Source organism: Curtobacterium sp. MCLR17_007 (assembly GCF_003234655.2).
GTDB lineage: Bacteria > Actinomycetota > Actinomycetes > Actinomycetales > Microbacteriaceae > Curtobacterium.
The window spans coordinates 393,127-416,823 of sequence record NZ_CP126271.1; the positions used below are offsets into that span (position 1 = coordinate 393,127).

The window sequence follows — 23,697 nt, forward strand, 5'->3', positions numbered from 1 at the left end:
CGTGCCGGCACCGACGTGGGTGCCCGCCGGTCAGACGGTGAAGAGGACGTCCCCGGCAGCGACCGTGCTGCCGACGGTGTCCTGCGCGACCGAGTCCGGCGCCGACCCGAGCACGACGACGGGGCACACCGGCGAGTAGCCCGCAGCCGAGATCGTCGCCGGGGTGAACCGGACGACCGGGTCGCCGGCGCTGACGACGGCGCCCTCGGCGGCCAGCAGCGTGAAGCCCTCGCCCTTGAGCTTGACGGTGTCGATGCCGACATGGACGAGCACGTCCGTACCCGCCGACCCCTGCATCGCGAACGCGTGCGGGTGCAGCTTGACGATCGTGCCGTCGACCGGGGCGACCGCGGTGACCGTGCCCTCGACGCCCGTGGGGTCGACCGCGACCCCGGCGCCGACGAGCTGCTCGGCGAACACCGGGTCCGGCACGTCAGCGAGTGCGATCACGGGCCCGGCGAAGGGCGTCAGGACAGCGGTCACAGCTCGTCCTGGATGTCCTGCGCGAGGTTGTCGGCGATCGGTCCGACGATGACCTGCCAGCCGGTGCCACCACCGACGACGGCCTGGGCGCCCGCCGCCTTGAGGGCGTCCTTGTCGACGAGGTCGCCGTCCTCCACCTCGACGCGGAGGCGCGTGATGCAGCCCTCGACCTCTTCGATGTTCTCGGTGCCACCGAGTGCGGCGATGATGTCGGTTGCCTTGATGTCGGCCATGAAGTTTCCTCCTCGTTACAGGTTCGCGTTCAGGTTGACATGCATGCCGTGGTCGCAGAGACTACGGACTGGTCATGACCGGACAGGACCGGACCTGGCGTCACCGCCGAGGCTACCTGCGCCGCCCGCACGACTCAACTCACCCCGACAGCTCCACCCGATGACGAGAGGACCTCCGATGAGCACTGCTGCCACCACGGATGTGCCGGAGAAGAAGACGCCGAAGAAGCAGAGCAAGCTCTTCGCCAACGCGCAGCGGCTCGGGCGGAGCCTGCTGCTGCCGATCGCGGTGATGCCGGCCGCGGGCATCCTGAACCGCATCGGCCAGCCGGACCTGCTCGGCGCGATCCCCGGCTTCGAGACCGGTGCGGGTGTCATCTCCGCTGCCGGTCAGGCCATCTTCACGTGGCTGCCGCTGCTGTTCGCCGTCGGCATCGCGATCGGGTGGGCCAAGAAGTCCGACGGCACGACGGCCCTCGCCGCGGTCGTCGGCTACATGGTCATGTACGAAGTGTTCGCGGTCATGTCGCCGATCGTGCTCGCCGGGGTGAAGGACGCCAACGGCGACCAGGCGACGATCAACTTCGGTGTCCTCGGCGGCATCGTGATGGGTCTCGTCGCGGCGAACATGTGGCAGAAGTTCCACCGGACGAAGATGCCCGACTTCCTCGGGTTCTTCTCGGGGCGACGTCTCGTCCCGATCCTGACGGCCGCCGCTGGCCTCGTCATCGCGGTGCTCATGTCGTTCGTGTACCGCTACTTCGACATCGCTCTGACCGCAGCCGGCCAGGCCGTCGCGGACAACGCCGTCATCGGTGGTGGCGTCTTCGGGTTCGCGAACCGCATGCTCATCCCGATCGGGCTGCACCAGCTGCTCAACTTCTTCCCGTGGTTCCAGCTCGGCAGCTTCACGAACGCCGCTGGTGACATCGTCCACGGCGACATCCCGCGCTTCCTCGCGGGAGACCCGACCGCCGGCATCTTCCAGACCGGCTTCTTCCCGATCATGATGTTCGCGCTGCCGGCCGGTGCGCTCGCGATCTGGCGCAACGCCAAGCCGCAGAACCGCAAGCTCGTCGGTGGCATCATGCTCTCCGCCGCGCTCACCTCGTTCGTGACGGGCATCACCGAGCCGCTCGAGTACTCGTTCATGTTCGTGGCGTTCCCGCTCTACGTGATCCACGCGCTCCTGACCGGCACGTCGCTCGCCCTCGTGAACGCGTTGGGCCTCCACGACGGGTTCTCGTTCTCGGCAGGTGCGATCGACTACGTGCTGAACTTCGGCAAGGCCGACGGGGCGATCTGGCTCATCCCGATCGGTCTCGGGTACGCGGCGATCTACTACTTCCTGTTCGGCTGGGTGATCAGGAAGTGGAACCTCCGGACCCCGGGTCGCGAGGAAGACACGATCGCGGAGAACACGATCGAAGCGGCCACCAAGGCCTGATCGCGACCGCCTACCGGCCGGGAGGCCCGGTGCCAGCTGGCACCGGGCCTCCCGTCTGTCCAGGGTTGCGTTGGTTTTGACAATCGTTATCAACTAGGGCTAGCGTTCTCGACATGCAGAACCGCCGCCTCCTCGCCCTGCCCCTCGTCGTCGGCGCCGCCGCGCTCGCCCTGACGGGCTGCGCCACGTCGCCCGCGTCGTCCGACGCCAGCGGTGACGGCACCGTCCGTGTCGTCGCGTCGACGAACGTGTACGGCTCGCTCGTGAAGACGATCGGCGGCGACCACGTCAGCGTGACGAGCATCCTCGACGACCCCTCGCAGGACCCGCACTCGTTCGAGTCGAGCGCGCAGACCCAGCTCGCGGTCTCGAAGGCCGACCTGCTCATCGAGAACGGGGGCGGCTACGACGACTTCATGACGACGTTGGCGAAGTCAGCGGACACGAAGGCGGACACGATCAACGTGGTCAAGCTCTCCGGGCTCGACGAGGGCGGCGACGCCGAGTTCAACGAGCACGTCTTCTACAGCTACCCGACGATGGTCAAGCTCGTCGCGGACGTGGCCGACCGGCTCGGCTCGCTCGACAGTGCCGACAAGGGGACCTTCGCGGCGAACGCGAAGAGCCTGACGACCAAGCTGCAGGACCTCGAGTCGCAGACCGCCGCCGCGAAGCAGTCCGACCAGGGCGAGAAGGTGGCCTACACCGAGCCCGTCCCCGGGTACCTGTTCGACGCGATGGGGCTCGACAACGTCACGCCCGAGGCCTTCTCCGAGGCAATCGAGGAGGGCGACGACGTCCCACCGGCCGCGCTCAACGACACCCTGAAGCTGTTCAGCGACCGCACCGTCAAGCTGCTGGCCTACAACGAGCAGACCTCGAGCCCCGAGACCGAACAGGTCAAGAAGGCCGCGGACAAGGCGGGCATCCCGGTGGTCGGTGTCACGGAGACGCTCCCGAAGGGGGAGGATTACGTCTCGTGGCAGCAGGCGAACATCGACGCGGTGACGGCGGCACTGGCGAAGTGACCGCGGTCCAGGACCAGACGCGCACCGCCGCTGCCCCGCGCAGCGGCGGTCCCGCCGTGCTCGCGCTCCGGGGCGCGGGGCTGGCGTACGGCGCGCGCCGACTCTGGGACGGACTCGACCTCGACGTCGCGCCGGGGGAGTTCGTCGCGGTGCTCGGACCGAACGGCGCGGGCAAGACCTCGCTGCTGAAGACCGTGCTCGGGCAGCAGCGGCTGACGAGCGGTTCGATGTCGTTCCTCGGGCGCCCGGTGCGTCGCGGCCACCGCCGGATCGGGTACATCCCGCAGCAGCGGCTGATGGACTCCGGTACCCCGCTCCGTGCCCGCGACATGATCGCCCAGGGCGTGACCGGGCACCGCTGGGGGATCCGGCCCGAGCGGAAGGCCGAGCGGGAGCGCATCGACCGGATCATCGACGAGGTCGGAGCCACCGCGTTCGCGGACGCCCCCGTGGCGGAGCTCTCCGGCGGCGAGCAGCAGCGCACCCGTGTCGGACAGGCCATCGCCGCTGACCCCGCCCTCCTGCTCTGTGACGAGCCCCTCATCTCGCTCGACCTGCGGCACCAGCGCGGCGTCACCGAGCTCATCGACCGCCAACGCCGACAGCAGGGTGCTGCGGTGCTCTTCGTCACGCACGACGTGAACCCGATCCTCGACGTGGTCGACCGGGTCCTGTACATCGCGGGCGGGCGCTTCCGGATCGGGTCGCCCGACGACATCCTGCGCGCCGACGTGCTGTCGGACCTGTACGGCACCCCGGTCGACGTCGTCCGCACGATGGGACGCATCGTCATCGTCGGGTCGAACGAAGCGCACGAGCACCACCACGGCGAGGTCGACCCGCACGGCACCGCTCCGGACGAAGGGCGGGTCTGATGGACGTCTGGTCGACCGTCTTCTCGTTCCAGGACTACGGCGAGCTCGTGGCGCTCGTGCAGAACTCGATCTGGGCGGGTGCCGTGCTCGGGGTCGTCGGCGGGCTCGTCGGTCCGTTCGTCGTCGCGCGGAACATGCCCTTCGCGGTGCACGGCATCAGCGAGCTCTCGTTCGCGGGTGCCAGCGCATCGCTGCTGCTCGGGGTGAACGTCGTGACCGGCTCGCTCGTCGGCTCGGTCGTCGCGGCGCTGCTGATCGGGCTGCTCGGCTCGCGGGCGCGCGACCGCAACTCGATCATCGCCGTGCTCATGCCGTTCGGACTCGGGCTCGGCATCCTCTGCCTGGCGCTGTACAAGGGTCGGGCGGCGAACAAGTTCGGCTTGCTGACCGGGCAGATCGTCTCGGTGGACAACCCGCAGCTGACGTCGCTCATCGTGATCAGTGCCGTCGTCGTCGCGATCCTGGTCGTCATCTGGCGCCCGCTGATGTTCGCATCGGTCGACCCGGACGTCGCCGCCGCCGCCGGTGTCCCCGTGCGGACGCTCGCCCTGGTCTTCATGCTCGCGCTCGGACTCGCCACGGCTGTGTCGGTGCAGATCGTCGGCGCCCTGCTCGTGCTCTCGCTGCTGGTCACCCCGGCGGCCGCCGCGCTCCGCCTGACCGTGCACCCCGTGCTCGTGCCCGTGCTGTCGACCGTGTTCGCCGTGGTGTCGGTCGTCGGGGGCATCATGTTGGCCCTCGGTGGCGGGCTGCCGATCAGCCCGTACGTCACGACGATCTCGTTCGCCATCTGGGTGGTCTGCCGGATCGTCGGGGCACACAAGGAACGCCGTGGACGTGGCCGCGTCGCCGTCCGCGACCACTCGTCAGCACCCCAGGAGGTCAGCGCTTGAACGCCGTGCAGAAGCCCGCCGCCGTGCAGAAGCCAGTCGCAGCGCAGGAGTCAGCCGTCCCCAAGGCCAAGCGGAACACCTGGCAGCGCGAAGCGGTCCGCGGCGCGCTCGACTCGACCGAGGGCTTCGTCAGCGCCCAGGCACTCCACGCGCACCTGCGCGACGGCGGCTCGACGATCGGTCTCGCCACGGTGTACCGCGCGCTGGCCGACCTGGCCACCGAGGGCGATGCCGACTCCCTCCAGCAGGACGGCGAGTCGCTCTACCGCGCCTGCACGACCGACAAGCACCACCACCACCTGATCTGCCGGGTCTGCGGCCGCACCGTCGAGATCCAGGCGGACCCCGTCGAACGGTGGGCCCAGCAGGTCGCCGCCGAGCACGGCTTCACGAACGCCAGCCACGTCGTGGACATCTTCGGCGAGTGCGCGTCGTGCACGGCCGCCCGCGCCGAGGCCTGAGGGCCCGGCGCTCCCGGAGCCGTGCCGACGGGGCGGGGTCGAGCCGGGCCTCCCGGCCGGGTTTGCGACACGCCCGGCCATCGAGTATCGTTGGCGGCTGGTCCGTGCTCGCACAGGCCCGTTGTTCAGCCCTCCGACCGTCGCGAACGCCGCGGTCGCGCGGATCCGCCTCTCGCAGGCGGGCGGGGCGGCACACACAACCCCCTCGCACCGTCTCCGTCGGTCTCCGGACCATCGTGACCACGCGCGTGTGTGCCAGGCAAGTGACCTTGGGTGCGGCCGATCGGCCGCACGGTAATCATCAGGAGGAAACCATGGCAGCAGTGTGCCAGGTGACCGGAGCCACCCCCGGCTTCGGACACAACATCTCGCACTCGCACCGCCGGACGAAGCGTCGCTTCGACCCGAACGTGCAGAAGAAGACGTACTACGTGCCCTCGCTTCGTCGTAACGTCACGCTCACGCTCAGCGCGAAGGGCATCAAGGTCATCGACGCACGCGGCATCGAGTCCGTCGTCAAGGACGTCCTTGCCCGCGGGGAGAAGATCTGATGGCCAAGAAGGGTCAGGACGTTCGTCCGATCATCAAGCTCCGCTCCACGGCGGGCACCGGGTTCACCTACGTGACCAAGAAGAACCGTCGCAACAACCCGGACCGTCTCGTGCTGAAGAAGTACGACCCGGTGGTCCGCAAGCACGTCGACTTCCGTGAGGAGCGCTAAGCATGGCGAAGAAGAGCAAGATCGCGAAGAACAACCAGCGTGCGGTCATCATCGCGCGCTACGCCGACCGTCGTCTCGAGCTGAAGAAGGCCCTCGTGGACCCGAACGGCACGGACGAGTCGCGTGAGGCCGCTCGCGTGGGGCTGCAGAAGCTCCCCCGCGACGCCTCGCCGATCCGCTACCGCAACCGCGACGCCATCGACGGCCGCCCCCGTGGCCACCTCGGTGAGTTCGGCATCAGCCGTGTCCGCTTCCGCGACATGGCGCACCGTGGCGAGCTGCCGGGCATCACGAAGAGCTCCTGGTAAGCACGCACTCCTCGAACGCCCCGTCACCGCATCGGTGACGGGGCGTTCGTCGTCCTGCCAGACGTCCCGACTGGCGGTTCCCGCTCGGTTCGGGGGACATCTTCGTCACATTGGTCACACGAGCCACTCTGATCCCGCGACAACCCCGGAAATCCGGGCGAGTCGGCCGTCAAGGCCCGGACCGGCTGATAGGTTCAACTCCGGTTCCGCCGGGCCCTCGGCCCGCTGGTCCGAAGCCCCGGGGCAACCGCTCAGGGCACCGGGCGCCGTGTGCGTCCGACCGATACGCAAGAAGTCCGAGGAGGACATCCAATGGCTGACAAGTCACTGAACCGCACCGAGCTCGTCGCTGCCGTCGCCGCCGAGTCCGGCCAGAGCCAGGCCACCGTCAACGGCGTCGTCGACGCCCTCTTCAGCGTCGTCTCGGGCTCCGTCGCCGACGGCACGAAGGTCACGATCCCCGGTTGGATCGCCTTCGAGAAGACGCACCGTGCCGCTCGCACCGGCCGCAACCCCCAGACCGGTGACGCCATCGAGATCGCCGCGAGCGACTCGGTCAAGGTCAGCGCCGGCTCGAAGCTCAAGGCCGCGGTCAAGTAAGACCGCCGCAGCGCACGAAGGGGACGGCTTCGGCCGTCCCCTTCGTCGTTCCCGGCGGCGGGGGGTCGTCCCCGCCGCCGTCCTCCACAGGTCGTCCCCCCTCGTCCCGTGCGCCGTCGGGCACCGCCTAGGCTTGACGGGTGAACCGGATCGCACGCATCGCGGGGCCAGCCGTGCTGGTCGTCGTCGCGTTCGTGTCGCTCCTGGTCGCGCTGGTGATCGGCGGCGGGGCCGACGCCGCGCTGATCGCCGATCCCGGCTCCGCCGTGCGCTTCGGGCTCCCCATCGCACGGGTCCTCGTCGACCTGTCCGCCGCCGCGACCATCGGCGGGCTGGCGCTGGCCACCATCGGGCTCTCCCGCACCGCTCCCGAGTGGAACCGGGCCATCGACGTCGCCGCGGCATCGGCGGGTGTCTGGACGGTCGCGTCCGCCGTCACCACGTTCTTCACGTTCCTCAGCGTCGCCGGGTCGCGGATCAGCCTCGACGACCAGTTCGGGCAGTCCATGGGGGTCTTCCTCACCGGCACCGACCTCGGTCTCGCCTGGCTCGTGACGGTGCTCGTCGCCGCGGCCGTCACCGTCCTGTGCTTCGCCGTCCGGTCCCGGGGCATGGTCGCCCTGACGGCCGGCGTCTCGATGATCGGCCTCGTGCCGCTCGCGCAGCAGGGGCACGCCGCCGGCACCGCCAGCCACGACGCCGCCGTCACCGCGCTCGGGCTGCACCTGGTCGGTGCCGCGGTGTGGGTCGGCGGGATCGTGATGCTGTCCCTCGTCCGCGGTGTCGTGCCCGGGGACCGGCTCGCGCTCGTCGTCGGCCGGTACTCCAGCGTGGCGCTCGGCTGCTTCGTGCTGGTCGCCGTCTCCGGGGTCGCGTCGGCGCAGATCCGTGTGGGCGCGTTCTCGAACCTGGCCACACCGTACGGTGCACTCGTGCTCGTGAAGACCGGAGCGATCATCGCGCTCGGTGTCCTCGGAGCAGTGCAGCGTCGGCGTACGATCATCGCCCTGACAGCGACCCCGCGGCGCGCTCGGCCGTTCTGGACGCTCGTCGTCGTCGAGCTCGCGGTGATGGGGATCGCATCCGGGTTCGCCGCGGCCCTGGGTCGGACGGCCACCCCGGTCGACCAGATCGCGTTGAGCAAGACGAGCGACCCGTCCCCGGCCGAGATCCTCACCGACGACCCCCTGCCCGCCGCGCCGGGGCCGTGGGGGTGGGCGACGCACTGGAACCTCGACCTGTTCTGGCTCATGGTCGCCGTGCTGCTCGTGGCGACCTACGCCGCCGGGGTCGTCCGGCTGCGGCGCCGCGGCACCCCGTGGCCGCTTCGTCGCACCGTCGCGGCCGCGGTTGCGGTCCTGTGCCTGGTCGTCGCGACCTCCGGCTCGTTGCACGACTACGACCGCTTCCTCGTCTCCGCCAACGTCGGTGCGCACGTGCTGCTCGGGGTCGTCGTTCCCGCACTCATCTGGGCCGCCGCTCCCGTGCAGCTCATCCGCGCCGCCGTCCGGCCGCGGACCGACGACAGCACCGGTGTCCGCGAGTGGACCGGCATCCTCGTCGACAACGCCGCCGTGCGGTACCTCGTGCAGCCGTTCCCGGCGCTCGTGCTGCTCGCCGCGATCTGGTGGGGCTTCTACGGCACGCAGGTGGTCCGGTGGTCGGCGAGCGACTCGATCGGGCGCACCGTGATCGACCTCGTCTTCCTGCTGGTGGGGCTCCTCGCGCTCCCGACGCTCCTGACGCCCGTGGCGGCCGGAGCGCGCTCCGCGTCGCGCGTGGCCCTCGTGGTCCGGACCGCCGGCGCGGCGGTGGTGGCCACGGGCATGGTGTCGCTCGGCATCGCGATGCGGGGGCCGCTCGGGCTGCTGCAGGCCTCCTGGTTCGGCGCGATGGGACGCACGTGGGGCCCGGACCCGCTGGTGGACCAGGCCCGGGCGGGGACCGTGCTCGTCGTGTCCGGCGTCCTGCTGGTGCTCGTGACGGTCGTGGTCGGCGTGCTCCGGCTGCGTCGAGACCGCGCGGTGTCGCCGATCAGTGCCGAACGGGGTGCGCGGTGAGCGTCGAGCTGAGCGCCGAGCAGCGCGCCGTCTTCGAGTACGTCGAGTCCACACGTGACCACGTCTTCATCACCGGGCGTGCGGGGACCGGCAAGTCGACGCTCCTCAACCACCTGGCGTGGAACACCGACAAACAGGTCGTGATCTGCGCACCGACGGGGGTGGCGGCGCTCAACGTCGGCGGCCAGACGATCCACTCGCTGTTCCGCCTGCCGATCGGGCTCATCGCCGACGCCGAACTCCGCCAGGGCCCCGAGACCCGCAAGCTCCTCAACACGATGGACACCCTGGTCATCGACGAGGTCTCGATGGTCAACGCCGACCTGCTCGACGCGATGGACCGTTCGCTGCGCAAGGCCCGCGGGCGGCAGTTCGAGGCCTTCGGTGGCGTGCAGGTGGTCATGTTCGGTGACCCGTACCAGCTGCCGCCCGTGCCGGGCGACGGCGACGAGCGCGCCTACTTCACCGACCACTACCGCTCGCTCTGGTTCTTCGACGCCAAGGTCTGGCTCGAGGCCGAGCTCAACATCATCGAACTCGCGACCGTGCACCGGCAGCGGGACGACGCCTTCGCCGCGATGCTCACCGCCGTGCGGCACGGCCGGGTCACCGCGGACATCGCCGACCGCCTGAACGAGGCCGGCGCCCGGCCCGCGCCGGACGACGCCATCACCCTGGCGACCCGGAACGACACCGTGGCGCGGATCAACAGCGCGGCGCTCGAGCGGCTGCCGGGCAAGGTGAAGACCGCGCGTGCCGACGTGAACGGCGACTTCGGTGGCCGGAACTTCCCCGCCGACGAGGCACTCGAGCTCAAACCGGGTGCCCACGTCATGTTCCTCCGCAACGACCCCGACCAGCGCTGGGTGAACGGCACCCTCGGGATCGTGCAGACCATCCGCGACACCGTGTGGGTCGACGTCGACGGGGAGTCCTTCGAGGTCCAGCCGTCGGTGTGGGAGAAGTTCAAGTACTCCTACGACGCCGACAAGAAGGAGCTCAAGAAGGACACCGTGGGGGAGTTCCAGCAGTTCCCGCTGCGTCTGGCCTGGGCCGTGACGATCCACAAGTCCCAGGGCAGCACCTACGACCGCGCCGTCATCGACCTCGGCAACCGGGTGTTCAGCGCCGGGCAGACGTACGTGGCGCTGTCGCGGCTCACCTCGCTCGACGGGCTGTTCCTGACGCGGCCGCTCCGTCCGTCCGACATCATCGTGGACCTGGACGTCCGGCGCTTCATGTCCGAGGCGCCCCGGGTCGTCGCGACCCAGCTCGAGGCGCCGAAGCCCGACGGGCCGGCGGCCGGGGCCTGACTCCGACGCTGCCCACGAACAGCGACGCCCGCCTGCCGGTGCGGCAGACGGGCATCGAGGACGTGCAGTGCGGTCAGGCGCGCGCGGCCCGCAGTGCGGCGATGTTCTGCTTGTCGGCCCCGAGCGCGGTGAGCAGGAGCACGACGCCGACGATCGCGTTGAAGACGTTGTCCGCGGTGTTCATCGCGAAGACGTTCGCCGAGGTGTTCATGAACACGAAGCCGTACACGGCCATGACGACGAGGACGACACCCACGACCAGGTTGACGTTCCGCGAGCCGATCGTGTTGCCGAGTCCGACGATGAACAGGGCGGCTGCGAGCAGCGTCCAGATCAGCACCAGCGCAGGGTTCACCAGGAACGCGTCCCAGAGCAGCCCGCCGCTGTCGCCGAAGAAGTGGTTGCCGTTCTCACCGGCGAAGAAGAAGCCCAGGACGCCCCAGACGGCGAGCAGGGTGCCGACGGTCAGCGCGAGCGCCCGGTTCGGCGAGGCGATGATGCTCGGTTCCTTGACTGCCACTTGGGTCTCCTGTTCTGGTGCCACCAGCACCGACGATGCGGTCGTGCGCTCCGGCCGTGCTGTCGCCGGTGCCGTCCGGGCGGAGGAGCCCTGCGTCCGAGCCGCGGGCGACGGACCGGGGCCCGGTGCGACGAGTCCCCGCGCACCCTGGTTCCCAGCGTCCGACCGGCCGTCCAACGGTATCGTGTCCCGCCCCGACCGACCCAATCGAAGCGCCGTCACCAGGCGCACGACGAGTCCCGCGACGACCACGCCGAGGAGGACGATCCCCGTGACCCGCACGCCCGATCGCAGTGCGCCGCCATCGCGCGAGGACGCCCGCGGCCCGAGTGTGTCTCGACGGCTGCGGTGGGGGGTGCTGGCCGGTGTGGGGTTCGTGATCGTGCCTCTCGTCTACGCGGTCGCCGTGCTGACGCCCGTCGGTCAGCGGGTCGAGGACTCCGCGCTCGGGGGTGTCCGTGAGACCGACCTGTTCGGGTCGGACACCGCCCTGAACGTCATCTCGGTCCCGGTGATCCTGCTGCTCGTCATCGTGATCGCCGCTGTGGCGCTCGCCCGGAGGCGGCTCGCCGTGGGGCTGGCGGCGGGGGTCGTGGTGCTCGCGTCCGCGGGCACGTCGACCCTCGTCAAGCGTATCGCCGTGCGCCCGGAGATCGCCCAGTCCACGACGCCCAACTCGTTCCCGTCCGGCCACGCCACGATCGCGCTGGCGTCGTTGTTCGCGGTCCTCATGGTCACACCCAGGCGGTTCCGGCCGCTCGTGCTCCTGGTCGGCGCCGCCTACGCCGTGTTCGTCGCGAACCAGACCGTCGTCTACGGGTGGCACCGGGTGAGTGACATCGTCGGGGCCTGCGCGGTCGCGCTGTTCTGGCTCGGCATCGTCCGGGCGGTCGGGCCGCTGGTCGACCGCGGGGAGCGCGGTGACCGTGACGGGCGCCGTGGTCCGCGTCGACTGGTCACGGCGGTGCTCGTGGTCTCCACCGGCGTGACGGCGGCGGTGGGCGTCGCAGCCGTCGTCGTCGCGTTCGCGAGCGGTGCGGCCCACGACCACGACGCGCTGCTCGTCGCGGGTCGCATGGCGTCCTCGACGAGTGTCCTGCTGGTGGTCACCCTGGTGTGGCTGGCCGACGGCATGCACCACGCCGCCGCGACGACCGACACCCGGGGCGTCCCGACGCCGGTCTGACCGCGGGGCGGCACCATCGAGCACCGCAGCGCCACCGAGCAGCGCAGCGCCACCGCGCAGCGTCACACCGCGTGCAACGACCGCAGGATCCGACGCGCGATGCGCGCCTCCTCGTCCGCTCCCGCGTCGTGCCGCACGGAGCGCACGGGCACCCCGAGCACCACGGCGATCTCGGACGGCGCCACCCGCAGGTCCGACAGCTCCTGGACGAGACGGTCCCGCTCGGCCGCGACCGAGTCGTCGACCATCCGAGCCGCGTCGCGCAGCTCGCGCGCCCGTGCGGCCGCCTGGCGCACCTGGCCCATCCGTGCGGTCATGTCGGTGTCCCCGAGCTGGTACTCGATGCAGGGGTCGACGCCGACGAACTCGCGGACCATGGCCCGGTGCTGCACGACGACCTCGTCGAGCCACGAACCGTGGTGCTCGATGCCGGGGTAGTCACGGCACCGGAGCACCCACTCGTCGTCGACGAGCCGTGCGGTCGAGGTGATGGTGGTCACGCTGACACCTCCGTGGGGTCCTGGTCCTGATCGGCACGCCTGGTGAGGGCGTCCTCACGACGGTACCCGCACGGCGGCGCGGCAGACTGCTCCCCGGTGTCACCAAAGCGAGGGTCAGACCCGGTCGTCGCGCTGGCGGGAATGCCACGACGTGCGCTACGTTGTACTCGTCAGTTCGATGCAAACGCATAGAACTCAGTCCGGTGCAGACGCGCGGGACACAGGCGCAGGAGGCGACCACCATGCAGTTCGGGATCTTCACGGTCAGCGACGTCACGACCGACCCCACGACAGGCACGACGCCGGACGACACCCGACGGGTGCGCGACATCCTGACGATCGCCGAGCACGCCGACCAGGCCGGCCTCGACGTCTTCGCGACCGGTGAGCACCACAACCCGCCGTTCGTGGCCTCGAGCCCGACGACGATGCTCGGGTACCTGGCCGGTCGGACGAAGCACATCACGCTGTCGACCAGCACGACGCTCATCACGACGAACGACCCGGTGCGCATCGCCGAGGAGTACGCGATGCTCCAGGTCATCTCCGACGGCCGCATGGACCTCATGATGGGCCGCGGCAACACCGGCCCGGTCTACCCGTGGTTCGGGCAGGACATCCGACAGGGCGTCAACCTGGCGATCGAGAACTACGCGCTCGTCCGCCAGCTCTGGGAGAACGAGGTCGTCGACTGGCAGGGCCGCTTCCGCACCCCGCTGCAGGGCTTCACGTCGACGCCGCGCCCGCTCGACGGTGTCGCGCCCTTCGTCTGGCACGGGTCCATCCGCACGCCGGAGATCGCGGAACAGGCCGCCTACTACGGCGACGGGTTCCTGCACAACAACATCTTCTGGCCGATCCAGCACACCGAGCAGATGGTGTCCCTGTACCGCCAGCGGTACGAGCACCACGGCCACGGCAGCGCCGACCAGGCGATCGTCGGGCTCGGCGGGCAGTTCTTCGCACGGAAGAACTCCCAGGCCGCGAAGGACGAGTTCCGCCCGTACTTCGACAACGCCCCGGTCTACGGCCACGGCCCGACCATGGAGGACTTCACCGCGCAGACCCCGCTGACGGTCGGCTCCCCGCAGGAGGTCATCGACCGGTACGCCACGATGAAGGACCACGTCGGGCACTACCAGCGCCAGCTGTTCCTGGTCGACCACGCCGGTCTGCCGCTCAAGACGGTCCTCGAGCAGATCGACATCCTGGCCGAGGACATCGTCCCCGAGCTCCGCAAGATCAACGAGGAGGGCCGTCCGGCCCACGTGCCGAGCAACCCGCCGAGCCACGCCGAACGGGTCGCCGCCGCCCGCGCAGCGGGTGCGGTCGGCAGCGACCACGTCGCCGCCGTCGACGAGTTCACCGGAGCGTCGGTCTGATCCGACGACCGTGACGCGACGGGAGGCCCGGTGCCAGCTGGCACCGGGCCTCCCGTCGCGTCGGTTGTCACCCACACCGCGCGACATGGGAAGCGGAATCGCGCACGGGTGGTCGGACGAACCGCCTACCCACGCGCGATTCGACCTTCTACGCGCGATTCGACCGGGTGGGGCTGGGATTGGGGGAGTGGGGTCAGGCGCGGGGCGCCGGCGGGCGCGCCGGCAGCAGCTTCAGCCCGACCACACACCCGACGATCCCCGCGATGAAGACCAGGCGGAGCACCGTGACCGGTTCCGCCCCGGTCGCCATCCCCCACAGCACTGTCAGCGCTGCGCCCGTCCCCGTCCACACGGCGTAGGCGGTGCTGATCGGGATGTGCTTGAGCACGTACGCGAAGGCGACCAGGCTGACCGCGATCGTGACCGCGAAGAGCAGGGTCGGGCGGAGTTCCGTGAACCCGTTGCTCGCGCCGAGGGCGGTCGCCCACACCGTCTCGAGTGCGGCGCTGACGAACAGCACGACCCAGGCCACGTCAGCTCACCACCTTGAGGCCGATGACACAGGCGACGAGCCCGAGCACGAGGCCGATGCGGGCGACGGACGCCGCCTCTTGTCGACGGACCACGGCGACGAGGACCGTCAGCGAGGCGCCGATCCCGACCCACACCGCGTAGGCGGTGCCGACCGGGATCGCGGTCATCGCGAACGCCAGGCCGACCATGCTCAGCGCCATGCCGGCGACGAAGACGATCGACGGCACCACCTTCTTGAAGCCGTTCGACGCGCCGAGTGCGGTGGCCCACACCGCTTCCAGCACGCCGGACAGGACCAGGACGACCCAGGCCATGACGTTCCTCCTTCGATCACGAGCATTCCCGCACGACTGTGCGACAACGACCAGACCAGTTCTAGCACGATGTCGCACAGTCGTGCCAGAATGATCGGGTGGCTCGCAGCATGGACGTCGACGAACGCCGCAGGACCGTGTCCGAGGCGGCCTGTCGGGTGCTCGCGCGGGACGGGCTCGGTGCGCTGAGCGTCCGGAACGTCGCAGCGGAGGCCGGGCTCGCGCCGAGCACGGTCCGCTACACCTTCCCGACCCAGGCCAGCGTCCGCGAGCACGCCCTCACGCTCGTCTTCGACGGCACCGCCGCCCGGGTGGACGCCCTGCCCACCGGCCTCGCCGGCGTCGACTACGCGCACGCGGTGCTCGTCGAGCTGCTGCCCCTCGACGAAGAACGCCGCATCGAGCTCGACGTGTACCTGGCACTCGGCACCGCGGCCCTGACGGACACCGAGCTCCGGCCGTTCCACGACCGGGTCGTCGCGGACATGCAGGACCTGTGCGGTCGGGTCCTCCGCGCGGTCGGGGTGCCGGACGCCGACATGGAGTACGAAGCCTGCCGGCTCCACGCGCTGGTCGACGGCCTCGCGATGCAGGTCGTCCGGCTGCCGCCCGGTGCCGACACGGGGTGGGCGATCGACCTGCTCGACCGGCACGTCGCCGCGCTCGCCGGACACTGACGCCGCCTATCCTGTCCCGGTGACGACGCGCACCACCACCACGCCGCCGCAGCAGCAGCGCAGCCGGACCCTGACCGGCCCCGGGCTCGTGCTGCTCGCCGTCGTCGTGCTGCTCGGCATCCGGCTCGTCACCCCGTCCGTCGGGAACGCCGGGCTCCCCGACGTGGTGCAGGACTTCCTGACCCTGGCGATCAGCGTCGTCGTCGAGTCCCTGCCGTTCGTGGTGCTCGGCATCGTGCTGTCGATCGTCGTCGAGGTCTGGGTCCCGCAGGGGGCGCTCGAGCGCGTCCTGCCGAGCAGGCCGATGCCGCGACGCGCAGTGATCTCGCTGATCGGCATGCTGTTCCCGGTGTGCGAGTGCGGCAACGTCCCGCTCGCCCGCGGTCTGATGCTCCGCGGGTTCACGCCGGCGGAGGCCGTCACGTTCCTGGTCGCGGCGCCGATCCTCAACCCGCTCGTGATCGTCAGCACCGCCCAGGCCTTCGGCTGGTCCGGCTGGATCCTGCCCGTCCGCATCGTCGGCGGGTTCGTCGTGGCGAACCTGGTCGGGTGGATCGTCGCGGCGCACCGTCGCCCGGCCGACCTGCTGCTCCCCGCGTTCGAGGCCCGGTGCCGCGCCGCGGTCGGCGCCGCGGCACCGCGGAACCGCTGGCGGGAGAGCGCAGCGCAGTTCGGTGGCGAGACCGCCACGATGATGCCGGCCCTCTTCGTCGGCGCGGGGCTCGCGGCGGCGATCCAGGTCGCGGTGCCGCGCAGCACCCTCGTCGCGATCGGCAGCAACCCCGTGCTCTCCGTCCTGGCGATGATGCTCCTGGCGATGACGGTGTCGCTGTGCTCGAACGTCGACGCGTTCTTCGCGCTGTCGTTCGCCTCGACGTTCCTGCCCGGGGCGATCACGGCGTTCCTCATCATCGGGCCGATCATCGACGTGAAGATGATCGCGCTCCTCCGGACGACCTTCCGCACGCGCTTCCTGGTGCTGCTGAGCGTCGTCTGCGTCCTGTTCGCCGCTGCCGTGGGGTTGGTGATGAATGTCCTCGTCTGACACCGGACACCCGTCTGACACCAGACACCCGTCTGGCACGGGACACCCGTCTGACACGGGACACCCGTCCGACACCGAGCACACCCGGCGCGGACCGGCCCTGCTGGGCCTCGGGTCCGTGCTGGCCGTCGCCCTCTGCACGCTCTGGCTCGCCGTCGCCGGGCACCTCGACCTGTACATCAACCCGCGGTACTCGCTGTTCACGGTGGTGCTCGCCGCCGTCGCGGTCCCGGCGTCCGTTGCAGGTCTGCTCGTCGTGGCGCGGGGGGCGGGCCACACCCACGACCACGCGGGACCGGACGACGCGTCGCCGCCCCGGGCCGCAGGGGCCTCCCGCGCGACTCGGGCCCTGCTCGGCGGGCTCGCGGCGCTGGCCACGATCGGCGTCACCGCTGCCATGCTCGTCCTGCCGCCGACGACGCTCTCCGCCCGCACCGCCCAGCAGCGGAGCGTCGACTCCGCCACGCTGTCGAACGCGACGGGCTCGGACACCCCGGTGTCGCTCCTGGGCAGCGGGTCCGTCGACACGTCGGGCTACGGCGTCAAGGACTGGGCGGCGGTCATCCGGCAGACGACCGACACCAGCTCGCTGGTCGGCAAGCGGGTGGAGCTGACCGGGTTCGTGGTGCCGAGCCAGGGGGACTCGTTCACCCTGACCCGGTTCGTCATCAGCTGCTGCGCCGTCGACGCACAGCCCGTCGGACTCGGGGTGTCGACCGACGGCACCGTCCCCGCGGAGAACCGGTGGGTCAGGGTCACCGGTGCCCTGGCGGCCAACCCGGACCAGTCCTCCGACGTCCGGATCGTCATCCGTGCCGCCTCGGTCACGACCATCGCGCAGCCGGACGACCCCTATGAGTACTGAGCGTCGTCCCGTCGCCACCCGGTTCCGCCGCCGCTTCGTCGCCGTGGTCCTGGTGCTCGTCGTCGTGGCCGTGCTCGCCGCGGTCGTCGGGTCGCAGCAGGGTCCTCGGCTGAAGGCCGTGTCGTACGACGCCTCCGGCATCGTGTCGCGTCCGGCCCAGCGGGTGATCATCACGGCGAACCAGGCCCTGCAGCGCGTCACCGCGAGCGACGTGCGGGTCAGCCCGGCCGCCGCGCACACCGTGACGTCGAGCGGCAACACGGTCGCGGTCGAGTTCTCCGGGCCGCTCGAGTACGACCGCGACTACACGGTGACGGTGGCGGACGCACGGGCACCCGGACAGGCCGCGACGGCGGACCTCCGCGCCACGATCCGCACGGGCAGCACCGACGTCCTCGCGCTGGTCCCGGCGGCCGACGGCGGGGACGACCGGATCGTGCGGCGGTCGCTCGACGCGTCGGGTGCGACGACGGTGTACCGCGGCGAGGGCATCACCGGGTACGTCCGGCTCAGCCGCGCGCTGGTCGTGATGCGGGACAGCGCCGTCGGTGACTCCCGGATCGACATCGTGCCGCTGCGGAACGGCGTCGAGGACCGGGACGCCCCCGTCGAGCACCTCACGATGCCGAGCAGCCGCGGGTCGGCGTCGGCGCTGCACGCGTCGGACGACGGCGCCTCGTTCGGGTTCCAGTACGCCGACACCGCGACCGGGCAGTCCCGCGACGTCGGGCTGTACGTCGTCGACATGACGGGGACGCACCTGCCGCAGCCGATCGCGGCCGACGGCAAGCCGACCACGGGTGCCGTGCCGATGACCGTGACCCAGTGGGCGTACGTCCCACGCACCGAGAGCGCTCTGGTGCGGACGGGCAGCGACGAGCTGTTCCTCGTCGACATGAGCGGGCGGGTCGACGCCGTCCGGCTCGGCTCGGCGACCTACCTGCACGGCTTCGTCGGCACGGGCACCACCGCGGTGGTCGAGTCGGGGACCGGCATCCAGCGAGTCGACCTGACGGACGGCAAGCGGACGGCGATCACCGCGCCGGCGGGCAGCACCGACGCGGCGTACCTCGGTCGCATCGCCCAGCTGACGGACGAGACGTACCTGCGCACGGTGGGCTCGGTCCGCTCGGACGGCACGATCGCCAGCCGCATCGTGCGCGTCGACGGCGCCAGGGCCTCCCGGCTGCCCGTCTCGATCCCGGACGACGCGACCCTGACGGCGGTCTGCCCGTCCCCGAACGGCGAGTTCGTCGCGCTTGAGACGAAGTCGAGCGGCGCGTCGCTGGTCAGCGTGGTCGACGCGACGAGCGGGGCCCTCGAGGCGTCCCTCGCCGGCGAGGACGTCGACTGGTGCGGAGCCCTGCCGAGCGGCGACGAGGTCGGCTAGCGTCGGAGGCGTGCATCAGGCCTTCGTGGAGCGGTGGGTGACGGGGTGGGCGCGGTCGCGGACCATGCCCGTCCAGCGGGACGGCGAGGGCTGGCGTGTCGTCGTCGGCGCCGAGACACGGCACGAGGAGTTCGTCGTCGCGGAACCCACGCCGACCGAGGCGGTCCGGCTCGCACGCGCGGTCGAGCCGCGCTTCACCAGCTGGCTGACCGTCGTGGGCGGGATCGAGCCGCAGGCGCTCGCCGCGTTCGCTCGGCTGGACCGCGTCGCCCGCGTCGAGACCGTCATGGAGGCCCGGCTCGCGTCCGTCCCGCTGCCGTCGGACCTGCTCGTGGAACCGTCCTCGGCGGGTGACGTCGCACACGTCCGCGTGCTGGTCGACGGGGCGGTCGCCGCGCGCGGACAGGTCGCCGTCGTGGGGCGCGACGCGGTGTTCGACAAGATCGAGACGGACCCGGCGTTCCGACGACGGGGCCTCGGACGGCGCGTCGTCGACGGGCTCACCGCGTGGTCCGTCTCCCAGGGCGCGGACGTCGGGCTGCTGCTCGCGTCGGAGCAGGGCCGCGCACTGTACCGGTCGGCGGGGTGGCGGGACGTGGCCCCCGCCGTCACCTTCCGCGGCTTCCCCTGACGACCACGGACACACGGGAGGCCCGGTGCCAGCTGGCACCGGGCCTCCCGTTTCCGTCGCAGGAGCGACGCGGAGCGGTCGCTACGCGAGCGTCGCGGCGTCGATCACGAAGCGGTAGCGCACGTCCGAGGACAGCACGCGCTCGTAGGCCTCGTTGACCTGGTCGGCGCTGATGAGCTCGGTCTCCGGCAGGATGTCGTGCTCGGCGCAGAAGTCGAGCATCTCCTGGGTCTCGGCGATGCCGCCGATGGCCGAACCGGCCCAGCTCAGGCGGCGCGGGATCAGCGCGAACGCCGGCACGTCGAGGGGCTCGGGCGGGGCGCCCACGTTGACGAGCGTGCCGTCGACCTTGAGCAGACCGAGGTAGGCCTGCATGTCGAGCTTCGCCGACACCGTGTTGATGATGAGCTCGAACGAGTTGGCGAGCTTCTCGAAGGTGTCGGCGTCCTTGGTGGCGTAGTGGGCCTTCGCGCCGTAGCGCAGCGAGTCGGCTTCCTTCGACGTGGTCTGCGACAGGACGGTGACCTCGGCGCCGAGCGCGACGGCGATCTTGACGGCCATGTGTCCCAGGCCGCCCATGCCGATCACGGCGACCTTCGTGCCGGGGCCGGCCTTCCAGTGGTGCAGCGGCGAGTAGGTCGTGATGCCGGCGCAGAGCAGCGGCGCGACCTTCTCGATGTCGAGCGACTCGGGGACGCGCAGGACGAAGTCCTGGTCCACGACGACGGCCTGGGAGTAGCCGCCCTGCGTGGTCGAGCCGTCCACGTCGACACTCGCGTAGGTGCCGATGTTGCCCTTCAGGCAGTACTGCTCCTGGCCGGCGAGGCACTGCTCGCACTCGCCGCAGGAGTTCACCATGCAGCCGACGCCGACACGGTCGCCGACCTGGTGCTTGGTCACGTTCGCGCCGACCTCGGTGACGTGGCCGACGATCTCGTGGCCGACGACCTGCGGGTACTCGATGGGGCCCCACTCGCCGCGGACGGTGTGGATGTCCGAGTGGCAGATGCCGGCGTAGGCGATGTCGATCATGACGTCGTCCGGGCCGACGTCACGACGGGTGATGGTGGTCTTGACGAGCGGCTCGGTGGCAGACGGGGCCGCGTACGCGTTGACGGTTCGCAATGGTCTCCTCGTGGGGATGCGGGTGGGGTCGGATCCGACCCTCGTCCATCTTCCTGGAGCGCTCCCTCGTGTGGGGGGCTCCATCAGGGCACCCCGGAGTGGGGTGCCCGTGTCCCGGTCCCATTCGCGCACCCGCTTTGGTGGTGTCCCCGGTCGGTCGTACCGTTGAGACCACACCGGGTCGACACCGAATCCGTCGCCACGATGCCGTCCGCGTCCTGCGGATCCATGGCACAGCGGAACGACACGGTCAGCAAGGGGCTTCACCGCTCATGAAGGGCTGTCACATGACCGCCACAGCACTCCTGCCCGCCCACGAATGGCACCGCCGCGGCCTGCGCTCGCCGGCCGAGATCACCGCACTCGTCGAAGCCCGGCTCGTCCACTTCATGGACGTCGACGAGCCCACGTACGCTGACTTCCTCGGCGAGCCCGTCCTCTGACGAGCTCGATCACTGACGATCGAGTCGGATCCCGCGCGGCTCTGCGCTAGCTCTTCGGAGCGCGGGAGAAGAACAGCGTCAACACCCCGAGCGCGATCGCCGCGACGATCAGCACCCACGCCAGGGCGCCGAACAGGCCGTCCAGCGGAGTGATCAGCAGGACGATGCCCGCCACCAGCAACACCGCCGCCCCGATCAGGACGGGCACGTGCGGTCGGCGGATCCATGTACGTGCCATGCGTCTGAGCCTACGCTCAGCGGCTGTGTTCGACGCGGGCCGACAACCGTCGCCCCGCGATCCGCACGAACCGCAGCGGATCGGTCATGGCGTCCCCGGGCTCGCCCGTCGTCTGCGTCGCGATGACCGTCAACGAGGCCGCCGCGGCGAAGGCGTCCACCGGGGCGTCGACCTCGCCGGCGACGAGCATCGTCGGCCGATCGGCAGCCATGGCGAGCACGACCGAGGGCACCTTCCCTGCCGCCGACTGTCCGTCGTAGCGGCCCTCGCCCGTGACCACGACGTCGGCGTCCGCGATCGCGTCCGGCAGCCCGAGCACCCCGGCGACGGCCGATGCGCCACCCGCGAGCGTCGCGCCCCACACCAGCAGTCCGAACCCCGCCCCGCCCGCGGCGCCGGCACCGGGGAGGTCGGGGTCGACATCCGGGAACCGTGCGGCCCACCGCGCCAGGCGGTCCTCGTGGACGGCGACGCGGTCCGGGGTCACGCCCTTCTGCGGTCCGAAGACCGCGGCGGCGCCCGACGGCCCCAGCAGCGGCGAGGTCACGTCGGTCAGCACGGTGACGCCGAGCGGTGGGAGTGGTCGCAGCCCGGTCGTGTCGATCGGGTGGTCACCGGCGGCGTCGAGCAGCGATCCGCCCGCCGGCGCATCGTCGAGCGACAGCCCCAGGGCCCTGAGCAGTCCCGCACCGCCGTCGGTCGAGGCGCTCCCGCCGATGCCGAGCACGAGCCCCGTCGCTCCGGCGTCGAGCGCGGCCACGATCGCCTCGCCGAACCCGGTGGTCTGCGCCCGGTCCGGCTCGAGCGTCGTCAGCAATGGGAGGCCGCTCGTCGCGGCGAGCTCGACGACCGCCCGGCCGTCCGGCAGTGACAGCCACCACGTGTCGACCGGGTCGCCGGCCGGCCCGGTGACGGTGACCGGGACATGTCGGGCGTCGGGGAAGGCCGTGGCGAACGCGGTGAGCGTCCCCTCGCCGCCGTCCGCCATCGGCACCAGGGTCAGGACGTCGTCGGGTCGTCCCTCGGCCCATCCCTCGGCGATCGCGGTGGCGACGGCCGCGGCGGTGGCGGTCCCCTTGAACGAGTCCGGAGCGATCACGACGTGCACGGCACCACGCTAGCGGGCCGGATGCACACGACCGGCGTTCCCGGCTGCGCTGGCCTCAGCGACTGCAGGTTCCGCCGCCGCGATGACGGATCCGGTCGACGATCCCCGGTCTCGGCCGACCGGATCCGTCACGCGGCGGATCGGACTCGACCCGCGCGCTGGTAGTCACACCGGGATCGCGAAGCGCGGATGCGGCACCCCTCCCGTGGCGAGGTCGGCGAGCATCTCCCCGAGCAGGGGCGCGAACTTGAAGCCGTGCCCCGACGACCCCGTCGCCACCGTGACCGGTCCGCGCCGGTCGAGCACGAAGTCCTCGGTGGGCGAGTTGTCGTACAGGCAGCTGATGAGGTCGGGGGCCGACGCGTCGACGCCGGGGACGAACCGCACGACGTACTCCTGCAGTCGCCGGACCTGGTCCGGCACGGGTGCGAGGTCGCGATGGTCGGGGTCGACGACGGGACCGGTGCCGTGGAAGCCGACCTTGACGCCCTCACCCGGTGTGAGCAGGCCGTACACGTCCGGTCCGTCGAGCTGCCAGTGCACGAAGCTCGGCCACGCGCCGTCCGGCAGCTGGCTCGGGAAGTGAGCGGGCTGCTCCTGGGTGACACGCAGCGCCGGGAGGCCCGACCCGCGTCCGGCGAACAGGTCACCGACCACGGCGGGGGCCCACGACCCGACCGCCGCGACCACGCTGGTGGCGGTGACGGACGTGCTGCCGTCCGGACCGTCGAGGGTCAGCGTGACGGTGTCCCCGTGGTCCTCGACGCCGGTGACCCGGGTGTGGAACCGCAGCTCGGCGCCGCCCGTCGCGGCGAGGTCGAGGAGCGCCTCGATCGTGTCCGCCGACCGGATGCGTCCCGCCGACGGGTGCGTCAGGACGGAGCCCTCGAAGGCCAGCCCGGGCCAGCGCGCCGCCGCCTGCTCCGTGGAGAGGCGCTCGTGGTCGATGTCCGCGGCGGTCAGGGCTGCGGCGATGGCGTCGATCTGCTCGGGGCGACCGTGGTCGACGGCGCCGGTCAGGTCGAGCAGCGTACGACCACTCGCGGCTTCGAGGTCGCGCCAGGCGTCGAAGGCCTGCTGACAGAGCGCGACGTACTCGGCATCGGCGTAGCCCATGCGGAAGATGCGGCTCGCTCCGTGCGACGAGCCCCGGTCGTGCCCGCGGCCGAACTGTTCCACGAGCAGGACCCGCTCGCCTCGCGCGGCGAGCGCTCGCGCCGTGGCTGCCCCGATGACGCCCGCGCCGATGACGACGTGGTCATGCGCTGCGATCATGCAGCGATCGTAGTGGTCCACGCCAGGGGTGGATCAGCAGGT

29 protein-coding genes are annotated in these 23,697 nt (G+C 71.1%); 19 read left to right on the forward strand and 10 right to left on the reverse strand.

Annotated features, from left to right (window positions below):
* Nucleotides 1–30: 30 nt before the first annotated feature.
* Together DEJ13_RS01945 and DEJ13_RS01950 are read right to left on the reverse strand one after the other, a co-directional pair.
* The gene (locus DEJ13_RS01945; protein WP_056123576.1) at nt 31–483 is read right to left on the reverse strand and encodes a PTS sugar transporter subunit IIA; all 453 of its coding nucleotides are present in this window, start codon (nt 481–483) and stop codon (nt 31–33) included.
* Entirely contained in the window at nt 480–716 is a 237-nt protein-coding gene (locus tag DEJ13_RS01950) for a PTS sugar transporter subunit IIB (protein WP_111107623.1), read from the reverse strand. The genes DEJ13_RS01945 and DEJ13_RS01950 overlap by 4 nt, the downstream gene beginning before the upstream one ends.
* Nucleotides 717–894: 178 nt before the next feature.
* On the opposite strand from DEJ13_RS01950, the gene DEJ13_RS01955 reads away from it, so the two are divergent.
* The 11 genes from DEJ13_RS01955 to DEJ13_RS02005 all read left to right on the forward strand — a co-directional run bounded on the left by DEJ13_RS01955 (nt 895) and on the right by DEJ13_RS02005 (nt 10,422).
* Entirely contained in the window at nt 895–2,163 is a 1,269-nt protein-coding gene (locus DEJ13_RS01955; RefSeq protein WP_111107624.1) for a PTS transporter subunit EIIC, read from the forward strand.
* A 113-nt stretch (nt 2,164–2,276) separates the two neighbouring features.
* Nucleotides 2,277–3,191 (forward strand): metal ABC transporter solute-binding protein, Zn/Mn family, encoded by a 915-nt coding sequence (locus DEJ13_RS01960; RefSeq protein ID WP_111107625.1) that lies wholly within the window; start codon nt 2,277–2,279, stop codon nt 3,189–3,191.
* Entirely contained in the window at nt 3,188–4,066 is an 879-nt protein-coding gene (locus DEJ13_RS01965; RefSeq protein ID WP_056123564.1) for a metal ABC transporter ATP-binding protein, read from the forward strand. Before DEJ13_RS01960 ends, DEJ13_RS01965 begins: the two co-directional genes overlap by 4 nt.
* The gene (locus DEJ13_RS01970; RefSeq protein WP_111107626.1) at nt 4,066–4,959 is read left to right on the forward strand and encodes a metal ABC transporter permease; all 894 of its coding nucleotides are present in this window, start codon (nt 4,066–4,068) and stop codon (nt 4,957–4,959) included. The genes DEJ13_RS01965 and DEJ13_RS01970 overlap by 1 nt, the downstream gene beginning before the upstream one ends.
* Nucleotides 4,960–4,982: 23 nt before the next feature.
* A complete protein-coding gene (locus DEJ13_RS01975) occupies nt 4,983–5,420 on the forward strand; it encodes a Fur family transcriptional regulator (protein ID WP_111107661.1) in 438 nt (145 codons plus the stop codon).
* Nucleotides 5,421–5,734: 314 nt separating this feature from the next.
* Nucleotides 5,735–5,971, forward strand: coding sequence for a 50S ribosomal protein L28 (rpmB, locus tag DEJ13_RS01980; protein WP_056123559.1), 237 nt, complete (start codon nt 5,735–5,737; stop codon nt 5,969–5,971).
* A complete protein-coding gene (gene rpmG, locus DEJ13_RS01985) occupies nt 5,971–6,141 on the forward strand; it encodes a 50S ribosomal protein L33 (protein ID WP_056123557.1) in 171 nt (56 codons plus the stop codon). The genes rpmB and rpmG overlap by 1 nt, the downstream gene beginning before the upstream one ends.
* Nucleotides 6,142–6,143: 2 nt before the next feature.
* Nucleotides 6,144–6,449, forward strand: a complete 306-nt coding sequence (rpsN, locus tag DEJ13_RS01990) for a 30S ribosomal protein S14 (RefSeq protein WP_056123554.1) — start codon at nt 6,144–6,146, stop codon at nt 6,447–6,449.
* 312 nt (nt 6,450–6,761) lie between these two features.
* The gene (locus tag DEJ13_RS01995; protein ID WP_056123550.1) at nt 6,762–7,049 is read left to right on the forward strand and encodes an HU family DNA-binding protein; all 288 of its coding nucleotides are present in this window, start codon (nt 6,762–6,764) and stop codon (nt 7,047–7,049) included.
* A gap of 140 nt (nt 7,050–7,189) precedes the next feature.
* Nucleotides 7,190–9,109 carry a bifunctional copper resistance protein CopD/cytochrome c oxidase assembly protein gene (locus DEJ13_RS02000; protein ID WP_111107627.1) on the forward strand — a complete coding sequence of 640 codons (1,920 nt, stop codon included), beginning with the start codon at nt 7,190–7,192 and terminating at the stop codon, nt 9,107–9,109.
* The gene (locus tag DEJ13_RS02005; RefSeq protein WP_111107662.1) at nt 9,106–10,422 is read left to right on the forward strand and encodes an ATP-dependent DNA helicase; all 1,317 of its coding nucleotides are present in this window, start codon (nt 9,106–9,108) and stop codon (nt 10,420–10,422) included. The genes DEJ13_RS02000 and DEJ13_RS02005 overlap by 4 nt, the downstream gene beginning before the upstream one ends.
* A 73-nt stretch (nt 10,423–10,495) precedes the next feature.
* Here the strand turns inward: DEJ13_RS02005 and DEJ13_RS02010 are convergent, their stop codons facing one another.
* The gene (locus DEJ13_RS02010) at nt 10,496–10,942 is read right to left on the reverse strand and encodes a DUF4383 domain-containing protein (protein WP_056123541.1); all 447 of its coding nucleotides are present in this window, start codon (nt 10,940–10,942) and stop codon (nt 10,496–10,498) included.
* A 382-nt stretch (nt 10,943–11,324) separates the two neighbouring features.
* Between DEJ13_RS02010 and DEJ13_RS02015 the strand changes: the two genes are divergently transcribed.
* A complete protein-coding gene (locus DEJ13_RS02015) occupies nt 11,325–12,128 on the forward strand; it encodes a phosphatase PAP2 family protein (protein ID WP_146245292.1) in 804 nt (267 codons plus the stop codon).
* 62 nt (nt 12,129–12,190) lie between these two features.
* Here DEJ13_RS02015 and DEJ13_RS02020 read toward each other — a convergent pair whose 3' ends face one another.
* Entirely contained in the window at nt 12,191–12,628 is a 438-nt protein-coding gene (locus DEJ13_RS02020) for a hypothetical protein (protein WP_111107630.1), read from the reverse strand.
* Between the two features lie 242 nt (nt 12,629–12,870).
* Between DEJ13_RS02020 and DEJ13_RS02025 the strand changes: the two genes are divergently transcribed.
* Nucleotides 12,871–14,010 carry a CE1758 family FMN-dependent luciferase-like monooxygenase gene (locus DEJ13_RS02025; RefSeq protein ID WP_111107663.1) on the forward strand — a complete coding sequence of 380 codons (1,140 nt, stop codon included), beginning with the start codon at nt 12,871–12,873 and terminating at the stop codon, nt 14,008–14,010.
* Nucleotides 14,011–14,203: 193 nt separating this feature from the next.
* Here DEJ13_RS02025 and DEJ13_RS02030 read toward each other — a convergent pair whose 3' ends face one another.
* Both DEJ13_RS02030 and DEJ13_RS02035 read right to left on the reverse strand, forming a co-directional pair.
* Entirely contained in the window at nt 14,204–14,542 is a 339-nt protein-coding gene (locus DEJ13_RS02030) for a DMT family transporter (RefSeq protein ID WP_111107631.1), read from the reverse strand.
* Nucleotide 14,543: 1 nt separating this feature from the next.
* Entirely contained in the window at nt 14,544–14,858 is a 315-nt protein-coding gene (locus tag DEJ13_RS02035; RefSeq protein WP_056123527.1) for a DMT family transporter, read from the reverse strand.
* A 98-nt stretch (nt 14,859–14,956) separates the two neighbouring features.
* Here DEJ13_RS02035 and DEJ13_RS02040 point away from each other — a divergent pair, with 98 nt between their 5' ends.
* From DEJ13_RS02040 to DEJ13_RS02060, 5 genes are all read left to right on the forward strand, one after another.
* The gene (locus tag DEJ13_RS02040) at nt 14,957–15,535 is read left to right on the forward strand and encodes a TetR/AcrR family transcriptional regulator (protein ID WP_258374159.1); all 579 of its coding nucleotides are present in this window, start codon (nt 14,957–14,959) and stop codon (nt 15,533–15,535) included.
* Between the two features lie 19 nt (nt 15,536–15,554).
* Nucleotides 15,555–16,580, forward strand: coding sequence for a permease (locus tag DEJ13_RS02045; protein ID WP_111107633.1), 1,026 nt, complete (start codon nt 15,555–15,557; stop codon nt 16,578–16,580).
* Between the two features lie 118 nt (nt 16,581–16,698).
* Complete coding sequence (locus tag DEJ13_RS02050) at nt 16,699–17,445, forward strand: TIGR03943 family putative permease subunit (protein WP_181437099.1); 747 nt, start codon at nt 16,699–16,701, stop codon at nt 17,443–17,445.
* On the forward strand, nt 17,435–18,835 hold the full coding sequence (locus tag DEJ13_RS02055; RefSeq protein WP_111107635.1) for a hypothetical protein: 1,401 nt from the start codon (nt 17,435–17,437) through the stop codon (nt 18,833–18,835). The genes DEJ13_RS02050 and DEJ13_RS02055 overlap by 11 nt, the downstream gene beginning before the upstream one ends.
* Before the next feature lie 10 nt (nt 18,836–18,845).
* On the forward strand, nt 18,846–19,466 hold the full coding sequence (locus DEJ13_RS02060; protein ID WP_111107636.1) for a GNAT family N-acetyltransferase: 621 nt from the start codon (nt 18,846–18,848) through the stop codon (nt 19,464–19,466).
* An 81-nt stretch (nt 19,467–19,547) separates the two neighbouring features.
* Here DEJ13_RS02060 and DEJ13_RS02065 read toward each other — a convergent pair whose 3' ends face one another.
* Complete coding sequence (locus tag DEJ13_RS02065) at nt 19,548–20,591, reverse strand: NAD(P)-dependent alcohol dehydrogenase (protein ID WP_111107637.1); 1,044 nt, start codon at nt 20,589–20,591, stop codon at nt 19,548–19,550.
* Between the two features lie 287 nt (nt 20,592–20,878).
* Here DEJ13_RS02065 and DEJ13_RS02070 point away from each other — a divergent pair, with 287 nt between their 5' ends.
* A complete protein-coding gene (locus tag DEJ13_RS02070) occupies nt 20,879–21,034 on the forward strand; it encodes a hypothetical protein (protein ID WP_156463619.1) in 156 nt (51 codons plus the stop codon).
* A 46-nt stretch (nt 21,035–21,080) separates the two neighbouring features.
* Here DEJ13_RS02070 and DEJ13_RS02075 read toward each other — a convergent pair whose 3' ends face one another.
* The 3 genes from DEJ13_RS02075 to DEJ13_RS02085 all read right to left on the reverse strand — a co-directional run bounded on the left by DEJ13_RS02075 (nt 21,081) and on the right by DEJ13_RS02085 (nt 23,655).
* Nucleotides 21,081–21,272: a hypothetical protein gene (locus DEJ13_RS02075; RefSeq protein WP_146245293.1), complete on the reverse strand. Its 192-nt coding sequence runs from the start codon at nt 21,270–21,272 to the stop codon at nt 21,081–21,083.
* 16 nt (nt 21,273–21,288) lie between these two features.
* Nucleotides 21,289–22,380, reverse strand: coding sequence for a glycerate kinase (locus tag DEJ13_RS02080; RefSeq protein WP_111107638.1), 1,092 nt, complete (start codon nt 22,378–22,380; stop codon nt 21,289–21,291).
* A gap of 165 nt (nt 22,381–22,545) precedes the next feature.
* The gene (locus DEJ13_RS02085) at nt 22,546–23,655 is read right to left on the reverse strand and encodes an FAD-dependent oxidoreductase (RefSeq protein WP_111107639.1); all 1,110 of its coding nucleotides are present in this window, start codon (nt 23,653–23,655) and stop codon (nt 22,546–22,548) included.
* Nucleotides 23,656–23,697 lie beyond the last annotated feature (42 nt).

Bases quoted from the DNA above. Each gene is read 5' to 3' on its own strand.
- DEJ13_RS01950 (WP_111107623.1), bottom strand. From the start codon at position 716: ATGGCCGACATCAAGGCAACCGACATCATCGCCGCACTCGGTGGCACC.
- DEJ13_RS02035 (WP_056123527.1), bottom strand. From the start codon at position 14,858: ATGGCCTGGGTCGTCCTGGTCCTGTCCGGCGTGCTGGAAGCGGTGTGG.
- DEJ13_RS02055 (WP_111107635.1), top strand. From the start codon at position 17,435: ATGAGTACTGAGCGTCGTCCCGTCGCCACCCGGTTCCGCCGCCGCTTC.
- rpmB (WP_056123559.1), top strand. From the start codon at position 5,735: ATGGCAGCAGTGTGCCAGGTGACCGGAGCCACCCCCGGCTTCGGACAC.
- DEJ13_RS02085 (WP_111107639.1), bottom strand. From the start codon at position 23,655: ATGATCGCAGCGCATGACCACGTCGTCATCGGCGCGGGCGTCATCGGG.
- DEJ13_RS01970 (WP_111107626.1), top strand. From the start codon at position 4,066: ATGGACGTCTGGTCGACCGTCTTCTCGTTCCAGGACTACGGCGAGCTC.
- DEJ13_RS02025 (WP_111107663.1), top strand. From the start codon at position 12,871: ATGCAGTTCGGGATCTTCACGGTCAGCGACGTCACGACCGACCCCACG.
- DEJ13_RS01960 (WP_111107625.1), top strand. From the start codon at position 2,277: ATGCAGAACCGCCGCCTCCTCGCCCTGCCCCTCGTCGTCGGCGCCGCC.
- DEJ13_RS02070 (WP_156463619.1), top strand. From the start codon at position 20,879: ATGACCGCCACAGCACTCCTGCCCGCCCACGAATGGCACCGCCGCGGC.
- rpsN (WP_056123554.1), top strand. From the start codon at position 6,144: ATGGCGAAGAAGAGCAAGATCGCGAAGAACAACCAGCGTGCGGTCATC.
- rpmG (WP_056123557.1), top strand. From the start codon at position 5,971: ATGGCCAAGAAGGGTCAGGACGTTCGTCCGATCATCAAGCTCCGCTCC.
- DEJ13_RS01995 (WP_056123550.1), top strand. From the start codon at position 6,762: ATGGCTGACAAGTCACTGAACCGCACCGAGCTCGTCGCTGCCGTCGCC.
- DEJ13_RS01955 (WP_111107624.1), top strand. From the start codon at position 895: ATGAGCACTGCTGCCACCACGGATGTGCCGGAGAAGAAGACGCCGAAG.
- DEJ13_RS02075 (WP_146245293.1), bottom strand. From the start codon at position 21,272: ATGGCACGTACATGGATCCGCCGACCGCACGTGCCCGTCCTGATCGGG.